Origin of the sequence: Desulfonatronospira thiodismutans ASO3-1, from assembly GCF_000174435.1 — a bacterium.
Classification (GTDB): domain Bacteria; phylum Desulfobacterota; class Desulfovibrionia; order Desulfovibrionales; family Desulfonatronovibrionaceae; genus Desulfonatronospira; species Desulfonatronospira thiodismutans.
In genome coordinates this window covers 289,777-302,394 of record NZ_ACJN02000001.1, presented here as the reverse complement: position 1 = coordinate 302,394, position 12,618 = coordinate 289,777, and the positions used below count along the sequence as shown (strand labels likewise).

Sequence of the window (12,618 nt, the reverse complement as noted above, 5' to 3'; positions counted from 1 at the left end):
TGCCATAAGTTCTGGATTTTCTTTCTTGACTGTCCGGCTTACCTGTGGATAAGGTGCTCTCAATCACTTGGGTGCTCAAAATGAGCTTAATAGGGAACCCTGTGCAAATCAGGGACGGGCCCGCCGCTGTAACCGGGGACGAATGCCGCATGAGGCCACTGCCCGGCACTTACTTTTCTAAATTTTTTCCTTCAAGAAAAAAGTAAGTGCTGGGTGGGAAGGCGCGGTGGAGGATGATCCGGAAGTCAGAAGACCTGCCTGAGTGAGCGCGTAAGACAGCATTCTTCGTGGCAGGAGAGTCTTGCGCAGTGAGTGGCAGGATAAAACCGGGAAATCCCGCACTTACTTGGGCTGCATTCTTATGCTGCCCTGTGGCTGACGCAGATCAGTCCAAGTAAGTGCGGGATTTTTTTTGTTTAAACATCAATAAGGAGATAGGTATGAGACAAGTATTGCTTTCGCTGACATTGCTTTTATTGCCCATGTTCATGATGATTCAGGGCTGTCATGCGCACAGTCACGGACACGATCATGACCATGATCACGATCACGACCATGGGCATGAACACCATCATCATGACGAGGACAAAGATATGAAAAAAGGTATTCTGCTTGCTGCTTTCGGTTCCAGTTATCCCCAGGCTCAGCCTGCTTTGGACAATATTGAGAAAATGACCAAAGAAGCCTTCCCAGAGGTGCCTGTACGCTGGGCTTACACTTCCAGGATGGTCAGGCATTCTCTGGCCAAAAAGGACAAGCATTTTGATTCCCCGGCCATGGCCCTGGCCAGAATGGAGGATGAAGGCTTTACGCACGTAGCGGTTATGTCCCTGCATACAATCGGAGGTGTGGAGTTTCATGAACTCAGGTCGGTTGTGGGTGCCTTTCAGGATATGCAGAGCAACCTGAAGCAGGTGAGCCTCAGTTCGCCTCTTTTGGGTTCACCGGATGTAATGGAAAGGGTCCGGGACAGCATGCTGGACAATCTTCCAGCAGATAGAAAAGCGGACGAGGCGGTCATCTGGGTGGGACACGGGTCTTATCATCCCAGCAATGCCTTTTACCAGGCCCTGGCCTACAAGCTGCAAAGAAAGGATGAAAACGTGTTCATGGCCACTCTCGGCTGTCTTGGCGGGTCACCTTCTTTTGAAGATGTAAAAGAAGAAGTTAAAGCCAAGGGCATTGATAAGGCCTATCTTGTGCCATTCATGTCCGTAGTGGGAGCGCATACCATCAGGGATGTGGCCGGCAAGGACAATTCCGGCCATGACCATTCCCACGATCATGGACACGAACACAATCATGATCACGAACATAACCATTCTCATGACCACGGCCATGACCACGATCATGACCATCACCACGGTGATCCCTGGAAGCAAAGGTTGCAGGATGCCGGCATTGAGACAGAAGTAGTTTTAAAAGGCACTGGAGAGTACGATGATTTTGTCAACATCTGGCTGGATCAACTGAAAAAGGCCGTTGAGCAATTGCATTAACAGTACATGAAGCGTCTGCATGATTTTTTTGCAGGGGCTAATTTTGCAACTTGACAAGAACGTCTTTTTTTACTTGAGTAAATAATAATTAAGGACAGTCGTCTCAGGTTTTCCCCAGTCAGGGGAAATGAAAAGGGAATCCCGTGTAAATCGGGAACCGGCCCGCGGCTGTGAGCGGGGACGAAAGCCGCATTAAGCCACTCTGGACAGAAACAGGGGAAGGCGCGGCAAGCCCAGCACTCACTTCATTTCTGTTTGTTGCTTATAATCAGGTTGTACTGCAAGGAGCCAACCGGTTTAACTGGCAACAATTAGTACCTGAAGTGAGTGCTGGGCAAGTAGGACGATCCGCAAGTCAGAAGACCTGCCTGAGACCTTATTGGACCGCCCCTTCGGCGCAGGGTGGCGGCCGAGCCTATTCGAGGATGAAAACGGGACATCCCCGGATCGAAGTGTATTTCGATCCGGGGATTTTTTTTGCAAGAAAACGGACAGAAGCGCCGGCTGTCCTCCAAACCGTTCAAGGAGGAAAAAATGGATACTATCCACCTGGAAATGCACGGGGTGTGCATGAAAAGCCGCAGTATGCGTATGACCAGGACGGGTGCGGAAGCTGTGCTGCAGTTCTGCCGGGAGTACAATATCAATGTATACCGGCTTTTTGATTCACCCGGGGATGTCAGAAGTCTTCTGCCCGCGGGAGAGCATGTGGATTGCTTAGAAGAGTGCTATATGTACTGCAATGATAAGCCGGATGTTTATGCTTATATCAATGACAGGCAGGTAAAAACACTGGATTTTGGATTGTTTCAAAATTTTACCCGGCATGCAGTGCTTGACGATGGAGGCGATGAACATGTTGTCATTGAAAAGGCGGCAATCAACGATGGCATCATGGTCTTTGAAGACAGGGGCAGTCACCTGGGACAGCTTAATATTCAGGATATACGCCTGCCCATTAAAAGATCGCTTATTGACAACAGTCTTTTGTTCAATGAAGTATATCATGGTCATAAAATGTTCAATATAAAGCTCATGGAGCTTTCTCCAGGAGCAATGCAGGCCATCAATGTGCGCAGTAACGGCCAGAAGATTTCATTTATTGATCTCTTAAACAGTGTTTCTGTCTCTGGATGGCGGGCACAGAACATGATCTCGGAAATTTCCAGAACCATTCAATAGGAGGTGTATTATGTACGCAGACAAGGAACAAAAAGAAATATTGCAGAGCAAGGGTTGCTTGCTGACTGATCAATACCTTCACGACTACGAAGACTGCTTTGTAAACAAGTGGGATGAGCTCATAGACTGGGAGAAGAGAGCCAAAAGCGAGGGGTCTTTTTTTTATGATATTTTCAGACAGAGGAATGTGCAGAGCATTATGGACGTGGCCGCCGGCACCGGCTTTCATTCGGTGAGGTTTCTTGAACAGGGCTACAGGGTGGTCAGCGTGGACGGAAGCGCCAACATGCTGGTGCAGGCCTTTGAAAACGCCCGGGACAAAGGATATATCCTGAGCACGGTGCATACGGACTGGAGACGACTCAGCTTTGATGTGCAGGGCGAATACGACGCCCTTATCTGCCTGGGCAATTCCTTTACCCACCTTTTTGATGAACACGACCGGCGCAGGGTGCTGTCCGAATTCTACAGCAAACTCAAGCCGGACGGGGTGCTTATAGTGGACCAGAGAAACTATGACCGTATCCTGGATGAAGGTTATTCCTCCAAACACAAATATTATTACTGCGGCGAGAACGTATCTGCAGAACCGGTGCAGGTGAAGGACGATCTGGTCCAGTTTGAGTATACCTTTCCAGACGCTTCTGTGTTTCATCTGAACATGTTTCCCCTGCGCAAGGCTTACATGCAGAAACTTCTCTACGAGACCGGCTTTGGGTCAGTGACCACTTACGGGGATTTTCAGGAAACCTTCAGAGGCGAGGAACCTGATTTTTATATCCATGTAGCGGATAAAGGCATACCTGACCAGAGCTGACAGTCTTGAGCCTGCGTTAGTCTGCTTAAAAAAGTGCCTGCAAATTTTTTTGCAGGCACTGCAAGACTGTCTTGTCCATCAAGGGTAACCATTATGGATGGAAACCGGTTTTCAATGGTTGTGGAGTTGTCTGTCCATGTTTTCCGGCCAGGGCCTGGCCCGATGTCTCAGAAAAATGCCGGCTAATTTTTAACCTGGACCATCATTGTCATTGACCGCCTTTCATATTTCTCTCCGGAGTATTAAATTAGGATAAATGCATTACCTTTTGTACTCCAGCTTTTTGCGTAATATCCAGTACCAGGGGATTGGAAGGTGTTCCTCGTTCTGCGGCATCGCCGCCGTTCTTGGTTCTTGGTTTTAACAAAGAACTAAGAAACTTGAGAGTTAAAAGTTATCGGTTAATTGTTAATAGTTGAAGAAAAAAGGTCATGATTTCAGGTGGTTGTGCTGCATGCATTCTGAATGTGCAAGTTTAAAAAAGTGCTGTAAATTCAAGGTGTTGTGCGAGAACTTCTGACTGTCCAGTAAGAACGAAGAACGAGAAACAGCGGCGCAGCCGCGGGGCAGCGCAGCTGCGGGTAAATCCCTGTATTACAGGGAACGTATAAACTCAGCAAAATGCAGGATACGCCGGCTGTGGTCACGATTAAAAAGAAGGTGCTCGAAATCCTTTTGTTTTTGGCGCATATCAACTGCTTGCAGTGACTTTTCAACAGCAGCCTTAAGTTCGGCAAGGTTGTGAATAGCAAAACGATGCCCAAGAAACTGATAATCCGGTTCTGTCCGTGACAGCAGGAACATGACGTCGTAATAATCACGTCCTTTACCCCTGTCGAGCATGGCGGCTATCTTCATGGCACACAGCACTGCCTGGGACGGAACTGGAAATGGGAAAAACAAACCGCAGCCCTTGATGAATTCCATAGCCGGCTCATAGGGTGTCTGCTGATCCTGGGCTTCAAGTTTCAGGAGAAATCGCGCTTCGCGATGTCCGGAAATGCCTAAGTTAAACAGAAGCTCCGGAAAATACAGGCTGCGTCGAAACGCCTTCAACCCGCTCTTTTCTCGGGCTCTGGCCTTAACTTTAAACCCACTGCGTTGCAGGAAGGTGAGAACATCATCTGACATCCGGATGAAGTCTTCTTCAATCAGGTTTTTGCAGTCAAAATCCAAGTCTTCGGAGAAACGATCGATGCCCTTGGTCAGACGCAGGTTCGTGCCTCCGATAAAGGTCATTTTACGGATGTGCTCTGTGGAGGAAAGATAATCCAGAGTCAACAGCTGCACATACTCTTTGAGGATATGCTTTTGAAAGACCGCATTCTCAGCCATTGAAGCCGGATAGTAATTTTTGAGCTGTTCGATTGAGATCATAGGTTATACACCTTTTCCAGTAATTGCATGCGCTTTTCAAGACGTGCACATTGAAAGCTCTTTCCCATTGTCAGCCATGTCCGCCTGTCCCAGTGCGTACGCAGTATATCCCCATCGAGCCGGAGTTCGAGAAGCTCGGACTCTGTATTATAGAAGGGATACAGATAGAGCAGGTCCAGCAGCGCCTTCTCACTGGTCGCATAGGGGGTTGTCCGACCGTCTGCAATTGGGCGGCGGAAATAGCCGAACATCAAATCGCTCTTGACGCTTTTGTAGGAGTACTCACCGAATTCGTTGGTAAATGAGGCGGTTTTCAGTGAGGTGACGCTGGTTATTTGGACCACGGATTCGGGAATCAAGCCATAAAATGCGAGTGCCGAGTGCAGACTGATGTAGGAGGGGTTATAGATTCTGCCGGCGATATATTCGGCGAATTCCGGCTTGTCCTTGTATTCAGGAAAGGCGTACCATCCACGCCGCAGATGTACCAGGTACCCCTTTTTTGTCCACCGGACCAGGTTGTTGCGATCAAATCCCGGCTGCCACGCATATACCTGATGGATACTGAAACAGCCAAGGTCAAACATTTTGTTTTTGAATTCAATCCAGTTCATAATATATTTCCATTATGCAGCAAATATGCTGATTTTTAGAAATAAAAAATGGGAATTGTCAAGCAGGTTTTGTAAGCAAATATGCCCAGAGCCAACAGATATTTTTGCATGACCATGTGGGGGCCTATTACTCATAGGCTTTCACTATCAAAAAAGTAAAAAAATTAGTGAGTTACCACTGAAATCCTGCTTGCCCAGCCTGTCACGCCTTTGGCGTGATTGAATAGCTCAATGAGCTAGCCCGCAGGGCATTCAACTGGGGTGCCAAAAAAATCTTCCCAGGCACTGATGATAATTATGATTAACAAGAATAAGGTGGCAGTAAGCATTCAAGGGGTACTCGTTTTTAGTCCCTGGCACTCACGCCAGAAGCGTGATTCCGGCACCCTGATGCTTACAGGTGGCAAGCTTGACAAGGGTGGATGGTTGATTATAAGATACCTTCAAAATCATACTGCATTGCACAAAACACCCCTGTATTTTAATGCTTAGTGTAGGGAAATAAGCTGTATAAATTTGAAATGTACCGCCATCATTTGCAATTTCTGGATAGCTGGCTCAAGGACAGCAGACGAAAGCCCCTGGTCATCCGCGGCGCCCGTCAGGTCGGCAAGTCTACGCTTGTTCAGCTGTTTGCAAAAGAATATGGCAAGGATTTGCTTGAGTTAAACTTAGAGCGCTATCCAGAATTATCCGAAATATTTAATACCAAAGACCCTGATCATATTATCCAGCAGATTGAATTTCTGCCGGGAATGAAACAAGTCAGTCAAAATTCCCTGCTTTTTCTGGATGAGATTCAGTCTGTTCCCGAGGCGATTCCGGCATTACGGTATTTTTACGAAGACAAGCCCTGGTTGCCTGTTTTAAGTGCCGGGTCTTTGCTGGAGTTTGTCTTGTCCGACCATTCTTTCTCCATGCCTGTAGGCCGAATACAGTATCTGCATATGGGGCCCATGACATTTTCTGAATTTCTGATGGGCATTGGGGAAGAAAAGCTTGGTTCCTTTATACTTAATTATGAGCCGGGCCAATCCATAGGAGAGATTGTTCATGGACGACTGCTGAGTTTGCTGCGTTCTTATTACTTTGTAGGCGGAATGCCCGAAGCAGTATCAGTTTTTGCTGCAACCAAGAGCTATAAGCAGGTCAGCCGGGTTCACAATTCCGTTCTCGAAACCTATCTTGAAGATTTCCCAAAATATATCGGTTCAAGAAATTTGAACCGCATGCGCAGAGTATTTCACTTTATTGCCAGAAATGTCGGAAGAAAGATAAAGTACAGTAATATCTCTTTTGAAGACCAGAGCGGTACTTTGAAAAAAGACATTGATCTTTTATCCATGGCCCGGGTCATAGGCAAGGTAATACGCAGTCATTGTTCCGGACTACCGCTTCATGCAGATATTGATGAGAAAGTATATAAACCACTTTTCCTGGATGTCGGCTTGATGAATGCTGTTTGCGGACTTGACTGGAGAGCGGTTTCTCAAATGGATGATGCGCAGCTGATCAATGAAGGGGCCATTGCCGAACAATTCGCAGGGCAGCACTTACAGAACATGTTTTCGGATGCGCTGAACCAGGAATTGACCTATTGGCTCCGTCAGGGCCGGTCTTCAAACGCTGAACTTGACTTTGTGGTGCAGACCGGTGGGCATATTATTCCCGTGGAAGTCAAAGCCGGCGCTGCAGGGTCACTTAAGTCACTGCACCAGTTTATGGGCAGCAAAGAAGCGCCTTTAGCTGTTCGACTGGATGCATCTTTTCCTTCCGTAACCCGGATAGATACCAAAATCAGCACAGGCAAAACCTTCAGGCGGGTTCAATATCCGCTGCTCTCTCTACCACTGTACCTCATCGAACGTCTGGGGACTGTTGCAGCGTATTATTGTGAGAATCAGGAATAGGAGTGGGTTAGCAGTTCAGCACTACCGCGACACTTTATTTGAACTCGAAGGGGACTGGCTCTCCCGCACTTATTTCTATCCGGACGTAACCATTCAGAAAAGGGTCCGGTTGCCAGGCACCATCATTGACTGCTCCATCAGTGGTTACAATCCAGACGATACTCATACAGGCTGGCTCTGGTCAAATCAGGTCATTTTTTATCCCGTTTTTCTGGGGGATGCTGCTGGCGTTGCAGCCTTTGGCTATTTGCAGGGCCAGGTCTTTGATCGGAATTGATGTTGAAATTTAACATCAAAAATATATTGACATCCTGTTTTTGCCTGGTTTAGACGTTCGATCACCTTGAAGATGAATTTGGATTTCAGTTTTATTATTAACTAATGCTGTAGGCTGGTTTAGATTGTTTTAAGGCCTAAAAAGGAGGCATAGATGAAAAGTGTCATTACTGTTTTTTGGGCAACGCTGAGCATGGTGTTATTCTCGTTCTCAGTGTCCCTGGCGCACTGCATATGGACTGAAGTGCCTTTTACGGTTGAGCCGGACCAGGAGTTTAATGTTCGTGCGTATTATGCTCATCCTGACTATCTTCTCGAGGAAAGAGATAAGACCAACCTGAGCCTGGTAGTGCTCAAGCCTGGGCAGGAGATGGAAGAAATCGTCCTTTTTGAAAACCCCAACCATTATGATAATGATATCATTCTTACCAATCCGGGGCAGCATATTTTCGTGCTGGAGCGCGATCCCAATCGCTACATGCCATTGTAAAGGAATCAAGCGGGCGTCAGAGAAACACCCGTTATCATTATATTCGAACCTGCAAAATCCTGAATGATGAGAATCGGCATGTTTTAATGACTATCAAGTTAGTATTGAGCTGAAGGTGCTTCATGAGATCAGCAACTTCGCGTATTCTCTCATATTCATCTATAGGCAGATGTGACTGCTAAAAGACACTTTTGTCACGCGAACCACGCGAACCACGCGAAGCGCGTGGCAGGGCGCGGAACAGATGTCAGAGATCAGAGGTCCCCGGTGAAACACCCCGGAGGAATCCCGGTTTCACGGGGCAAGCAGGTGTCAGTAAAAGCAAAGGGTTATGTAGATTGTTTATTTCTGAATTATTCATTTTATCGACTTTTTGCAGGTGCATCTTATCTGATCAACTTGAATTACCGGCTCTTATGACTTGCGGTCACAGATACTCTTTGATGCATGATAACGATAGATATGATGATGTCAAAAAGGAGAAGGAGCATGGCCGGTCAAAGAACAATTATCACCCTGCCGGATGAAGACAGGACCTGGCTTGAAAGCTATAGCAGGACATACGGAATATCCATGGCCGAAGGAGTTCGCAGGGCACTCAGAATGCTCAGGGAAGATCAAGAGAAAGACGTCTACCGGGCTTTGGTTGAGCAAACCCGGAATACCAGTGCTTCTGCTTAGAATTAGATTGCCGGGAAAGGCTCTGCCTGGTGCGGGATTGAAGATCAATTACTTTTTTATCCCTTCATGGGACAGTCCGGCTTTGGATTATTCAGGCAGTCCCGCAGAGTGGAGACCCCGCAGGAGTGGCACATTATAACCGGGATATTTTCGGACCTGGCCGCTTCAAAAGCGTTTTTGCGGGCGCTGTGAGAGACCTTGTTGGTGAATATTATCATCAGGTCTATGCTGCCAAGCCGCTCAGTGATGGTGTTTTCCGTCCCGGTGAACATTTTGATTTTGTACCCGGCCTTCCTGGCTGTCTTCTGGTAATGAGGCTGCAGCCTGTCCATTCCTCCGATAACTGCTGCGGTCATGATGTCCCCCTTTCAGTATTTGTCGGATTCAGCGCATTTCTTTTTCAGGAAACTTTTCCTGATGATGCTGACGCATCTTAAGTATTCATCAAAGTTAACCGGGTTTTTGCTGTTCAGGTAATCAATTTTTTGTTGCAGCACTCTCTGGGTTTGTTTGTCCAGGCTGCTTATGCTTGATTTCAGGGTCATGGCTTGCCTCCTTTTGTAATTGATTTTCAGGGCCAGCATCTCGTACATTTTATTGTTGTCCACTGCTTTAATGGTAGTGCTCAGATATAATGATGTCGAAGATAAAAATTATTATCAACAAGACAATAAGCTGATTAAAAAAAACAGTACGGGAAAGTTAACAAAAAATAACCGGGTCAGGGAAACAGGCAGTTAATTGAACTGTTCTACTGTACAGCCGACATTAAAAAAGGATGTTCAAATTAAGCCGGCCCTAAAATGTACTTGCCCGGATAGCTCCGCCTTAACGGTATAAGAAGTTGTTTAATGAAGTCCCGGGCACTTGTCAATAATTATTTTGAATTTAATTTTCAGTATCATGCCTGAGGTTGGTTTGTTGTTTTGCCGAGAGCATTTGGGAGTGAATCTTTCAGGGTTCACTTGGAGGAATCAGTTCTGCCACGCGAACCATGTTAAGAAGCGTAGCAGGACGCCAGGAAGAAAACAGATGCCAGATGACCATGCTGAGACGCTTAGCAGTGCTGTATCCCGAAAAAGAGGCCTTTGCATATCCCAGGGACATCCCATGCTTGCAGTGAAACACGATTATTACTTTCCGTATTTTTCAGGCACGGGCATCATCCGGGGAACTTTGCCCAGGGGATTTTCATCCACCATGATCCGGCAGCCGTAGCTCTTTTCTAAGAGTTCCCGGGTGAGCACCTCATGGGGCGCACCCGTCCCGGCGGTCCTGCCCCTGCTTAAAAGAAGCATCCGGTCTGCATACATGGCCGCCAGGTTCAGCTCATGGGAAACCATGATTACGCTCACGCCCTGCTCCCGGCACAATCCTTCCAGCAGATCCATTATGCCCACCTGGTGCGCCGGATCCAGGGAAGCGGTGGGCTCGTCCAGCAGAAGCACCCGGGGCTGCTGGCAGATGGCCCGGGCAATGAACACCCTCTGGCGTTCCCCCCCGCTCAGCTGATCCAGACGCCGCCCGGCCAGATGCTCCACCCCCATGTTCTGCATGGCCTGCAAGGCCAACTGGCGGTCCTTTTCCCCTTCCATCTCCCACAGTCCAAGATGCGGCGATCTCCCCAGAAGCACGGTCTCGGCCACCTTGAATGGCATCTCTAAGGGCACTTCCTGGGGCACCAGGGCCACTTGGGCCGCAAACTCCCTGCGCGTATAAGAGGATACGGCCCTGCCCAGCATTTGCACGCATCCACTGTCCGGTTGCTCCAGGCCGGCAGCCAGGCGCAGCAGGGTGGTCTTGCCTGCGCCGTTGGGTCCGATTATGGCCAGGAATTCTCCTTCCCCGGCTTCCATGCTGATATCCTGCAGGATATGCTGTCCGGCCCGGCTGAAACTGACTCCTGAAATTTTCACCGCGTTCATCTCCTGGACCTCCACAGGAGATAGATAAACAGGGGAGCACCGATAAGGGCGGTGACCACGCCCACGGGCATCTCTCCTTCAGGGGGCAGGGTGCGGGCCAGAAGATCGCAGAGGATGAGATAGGAAGCCCCGCCCAGCAGGCAGGCCGGTATGAGCAGGCGATGGTCCGGTCCCAGGATGAGCCGGAATATATGCGGCACAGCCAGGCCTACAAATCCTATAAGCCCGGACTGGCTTACAGCCACGCTGACCATGAGCGAGGTAAAGACCAGAAGGGCCAGGGTGACCAGGCGGACATTGACCCCCATGGAAGCGGCCGTGTCCCGGCCCATGAGCAAAAGATTCATGGGCCGGGCCAGCACTAAGATCACCGCCATGCCAGGCAGCACCATCAGCAGCACCGGCAGCTGCTGCGGACTGATCATGGACAGGTCCCCCATGAGCCAGAACAGGATGCTGCGCATCTGGGCATCCTGGGACAGGGAGATGAGAAACATGATCATGGCCCCGAAAAAGGCGTTCATCATTACTCCGCCCAGGATCAGGGAATCCCTGCGCAAAGGAGAGCGCCCCCCGGCCAGGATTAAGACCAGGCCCAGGGTAAGCATGCTTCCGGCAAAAGCACTCATGGATACTCCGGGGAAAGCGGCCAGCCCGGCGAACATGCCCAGGATGGCCCCTACGGCCGAGCCTCCGGAAATGCCCAGGATATACGGCTCAGCCAGGGGATTGCGCAGCAGAGCCTGAAAGACCAGCCCGCCCAGAGCCAGGGTCCCTCCCACCGCTGCAGCCAGGACCACCCGGGGAAGACGGATCTCTTTGATAATGGCCGCAGCCACCTGGTCCGCCTCCTGCGGCCGGAAAAACACCTCTCCCAGGGAGCCCAGCATGCTGCCTGTGGATCCGAAACCCAGTCCCAGGGAGGAGCTAATTATCAGCATGCCCCCCAGAATCAGAATTGAAAGGAGCAGTTTCCGGGCAACCGGGGTAAACTCAGTATGCATTATAATCTGGAAACAGTTGAGGATGGATAAGCCCGGCCAGGATTTCCAGGCCGTCCAGAAGTCTAAGGGTGGGACGCTCAAACACGTCAGCATCCACCACATGCACCCTTTCCTGCTGCACAGCCCTAAGCTGAGGCCATCTCTGCCATGCGGCGGTCAACTCGTGGGCGTCCTTGCCTCCGGACATGGAGGCTATCACCGCCACATCAGGATCAAGTCTGAGGATATCCTCCCATCCCAGACGGGGATAGCGCTCTTTGTGGGCCAGGGCGTTTGTTCCTCCGGCCAGATGGATCATCTCGTCGATAAAAGTTGATGCCCCGGCCCCTATGATGGGTCCGGCATCGGCCTGAAAAAACACCGAAGGCCTGCTTTCAGCTGGTGCGACTTTTTCCTGCACCTGGTCCAGGCGCTCCTGCATATCCCGGACAAGCTCCCCGGCCCGGCCTTCAGCGTTCAGGGCCAGGCCCAGGGCGGAAATGCTCTGCATGATCTCCTCCAGATTGTCCGAGTCCAGGGTGAACACCGGAATATCCATCCCTTCCAGGCGGTCTATGGTCTGCCTGGGATTGCCGTCGCGAATGGCCAGGACCAGGTCCGGCTCCAGGCGGACGATGCGCTCTACGTCAGGGCGGGCATAAGATCCCACCCGGGGCAGTTTTTCGGCCCTGGAGGGATAGTCGCTGTACTGGACTGCCCCTTTGAGATTTTCTTCCTTGTCCAGGGCAAAGACGAGCTCAGTGATGCTCGGAGCAAGGGCCACGATCCGCTCCGGCTCTTCCGGGACCAGCACTGTCCTCCCGGCCATGTCGGTCAGTTCCCTGGGCTGGCCAAAGGCTGGCC

General features: G+C 49.8%; 13 protein-coding genes and 2 riboswitches. Of the genes, 6 read left to right on the top strand and 7 right to left on the bottom strand.

Annotation, left to right across the window (positions count from 1 at the left end; genetic code table 11):
- Positions 1–52: 52 nt before the first annotated feature.
- A riboswitch (cobalamin riboswitch) is annotated at positions 53–276 on the top strand.
- Positions 277–440: 164 nt separating this feature from the next.
- The 3 genes from DTHIO_RS19375 (at position 441) to DTHIO_RS01425 (ending at position 3,498) form a co-directional block, all read left to right on the top strand.
- Positions 441–1,499, top strand: a complete 1,059-nt coding sequence (locus DTHIO_RS19375; RefSeq protein WP_008868577.1) for a sirohydrochlorin cobaltochelatase — start codon at positions 441–443, stop codon at positions 1,497–1,499.
- A gap of 88 nt (positions 1,500–1,587) precedes the next feature.
- A riboswitch (cobalamin riboswitch) is annotated at positions 1,588–1,885 on the top strand.
- A 148-nt stretch (positions 1,886–2,033) separates the two neighbouring features.
- Positions 2,034–2,681: a hypothetical protein gene (locus DTHIO_RS01430; protein ID WP_008868576.1), complete on the top strand. Its 648-nt coding sequence runs from the start codon at positions 2,034–2,036 to the stop codon at positions 2,679–2,681.
- Between the two features lie 10 nt (positions 2,682–2,691).
- Positions 2,692–3,498: a glycine/sarcosine N-methyltransferase gene (locus tag DTHIO_RS01425; protein WP_008868575.1), complete on the top strand. Its 807-nt coding sequence runs from the start codon at positions 2,692–2,694 to the stop codon at positions 3,496–3,498.
- Between the two features lie 594 nt (positions 3,499–4,092).
- Here DTHIO_RS01425 and DTHIO_RS01420 read toward each other — a convergent pair.
- Together DTHIO_RS01420 and DTHIO_RS01415 are read right to left on the bottom strand one after the other, a co-directional pair.
- Positions 4,093–4,875, bottom strand: coding sequence for a nucleotidyl transferase AbiEii/AbiGii toxin family protein (locus tag DTHIO_RS01420; RefSeq protein ID WP_008868574.1), 783 nt, complete (start codon positions 4,873–4,875; stop codon positions 4,093–4,095).
- Entirely contained in the window at positions 4,872–5,489 is a 618-nt protein-coding gene (locus DTHIO_RS01415) for a type IV toxin-antitoxin system AbiEi family antitoxin domain-containing protein (protein ID WP_008868573.1), read from the bottom strand. Before DTHIO_RS01415 ends, DTHIO_RS01420 begins: the two co-directional genes overlap by 4 nt.
- A 536-nt stretch (positions 5,490–6,025) precedes the next feature.
- On the opposite strand from DTHIO_RS01415, the gene DTHIO_RS01405 reads away from it, so the two are divergent.
- From DTHIO_RS01405 to DTHIO_RS01390, 3 genes are all read left to right on the top strand, one after another.
- Positions 6,026–7,399, top strand: coding sequence for an ATP-binding protein (locus DTHIO_RS01405; RefSeq protein ID WP_208596359.1), 1,374 nt, complete (start codon positions 6,026–6,028; stop codon positions 7,397–7,399).
- A gap of 430 nt (positions 7,400–7,829) precedes the next feature.
- Positions 7,830–8,165, top strand: coding sequence for a hypothetical protein (locus tag DTHIO_RS01395; protein WP_008868570.1), 336 nt, complete (start codon positions 7,830–7,832; stop codon positions 8,163–8,165).
- 489 nt (positions 8,166–8,654) lie between these two features.
- Entirely contained in the window at positions 8,655–8,846 is a 192-nt protein-coding gene (locus DTHIO_RS01390; RefSeq protein WP_008868569.1) for a ribbon-helix-helix domain-containing protein, read from the top strand.
- A 56-nt stretch (positions 8,847–8,902) separates the two neighbouring features.
- Here the strand turns inward: DTHIO_RS01390 and DTHIO_RS01385 are convergent, their stop codons facing one another.
- The 5 genes from DTHIO_RS01385 to DTHIO_RS01365 form a co-directional block, all read right to left on the bottom strand.
- Positions 8,903–9,202, bottom strand: a complete 300-nt coding sequence (locus DTHIO_RS01385) for a DUF2325 domain-containing protein (RefSeq protein WP_008868568.1) — start codon at positions 9,200–9,202, stop codon at positions 8,903–8,905.
- Positions 9,203–9,214: 12 nt separating this feature from the next.
- Entirely contained in the window at positions 9,215–9,391 is a 177-nt protein-coding gene (locus DTHIO_RS21285; RefSeq protein WP_153305053.1) for a hypothetical protein, read from the bottom strand.
- 588 nt (positions 9,392–9,979) lie between these two features.
- Positions 9,980–10,771 carry an ABC transporter ATP-binding protein gene (locus DTHIO_RS01375; protein WP_008868566.1) on the bottom strand — a complete coding sequence of 264 codons (792 nt, stop codon included), beginning with the start codon at positions 10,769–10,771 and terminating at the stop codon, positions 9,980–9,982.
- A complete protein-coding gene (locus DTHIO_RS01370) occupies positions 10,768–11,775 on the bottom strand; it encodes a FecCD family ABC transporter permease (protein WP_008868565.1) in 1,008 nt (335 codons plus the stop codon). Before DTHIO_RS01370 ends, DTHIO_RS01375 begins: the two co-directional genes overlap by 4 nt.
- The gene (locus DTHIO_RS01365) at positions 11,765–12,583 is read right to left on the bottom strand and encodes an ABC transporter substrate-binding protein (protein WP_208596358.1); all 819 of its coding nucleotides are present in this window, start codon (positions 12,581–12,583) and stop codon (positions 11,765–11,767) included. The genes DTHIO_RS01370 and DTHIO_RS01365 overlap by 11 nt, the downstream gene beginning before the upstream one ends.
- Positions 12,584–12,618 lie beyond the last annotated feature (35 nt).

Excerpts from the sequence above, each read along its gene's own strand:
- DTHIO_RS19375 (WP_008868577.1), top strand. The coding sequence starts at position 441 with ATGAGACAAGTATTGCTTTCGCTGACATTGCTTTTATTGCCCATGTTC.
- DTHIO_RS01430 (WP_008868576.1), top strand. The coding sequence starts at position 2,034 with ATGGATACTATCCACCTGGAAATGCACGGGGTGTGCATGAAAAGCCGC.
- DTHIO_RS01425 (WP_008868575.1), top strand. The coding sequence starts at position 2,692 with ATGTACGCAGACAAGGAACAAAAAGAAATATTGCAGAGCAAGGGTTGC.
- DTHIO_RS01420 (WP_008868574.1), bottom strand. The coding sequence starts at position 4,875 with ATGATCTCAATCGAACAGCTCAAAAATTACTATCCGGCTTCAATGGCT.
- DTHIO_RS01415 (WP_008868573.1), bottom strand. The coding sequence starts at position 5,489 with ATGAACTGGATTGAATTCAAAAACAAAATGTTTGACCTTGGCTGTTTC.
- DTHIO_RS01395 (WP_008868570.1), top strand. The coding sequence starts at position 7,830 with ATGAAAAGTGTCATTACTGTTTTTTGGGCAACGCTGAGCATGGTGTTA.
- DTHIO_RS01390 (WP_008868569.1), top strand. The coding sequence starts at position 8,655 with ATGGCCGGTCAAAGAACAATTATCACCCTGCCGGATGAAGACAGGACC.
- DTHIO_RS01385 (WP_008868568.1), bottom strand. The coding sequence starts at position 9,202 with ATGACCGCAGCAGTTATCGGAGGAATGGACAGGCTGCAGCCTCATTAC.
- DTHIO_RS21285 (WP_153305053.1), bottom strand. The coding sequence starts at position 9,391 with ATGACCCTGAAATCAAGCATAAGCAGCCTGGACAAACAAACCCAGAGA.
- DTHIO_RS01375 (WP_008868566.1), bottom strand. The coding sequence starts at position 10,771 with ATGAACGCGGTGAAAATTTCAGGAGTCAGTTTCAGCCGGGCCGGACAG.
- DTHIO_RS01370 (WP_008868565.1), bottom strand. The coding sequence starts at position 11,775 with ATGCATACTGAGTTTACCCCGGTTGCCCGGAAACTGCTCCTTTCAATT.
- DTHIO_RS01365 (WP_208596358.1), bottom strand. The coding sequence starts at position 12,583 with ATGGCCGGGAGGACAGTGCTGGTCCCGGAAGAGCCGGAGCGGATCGTG.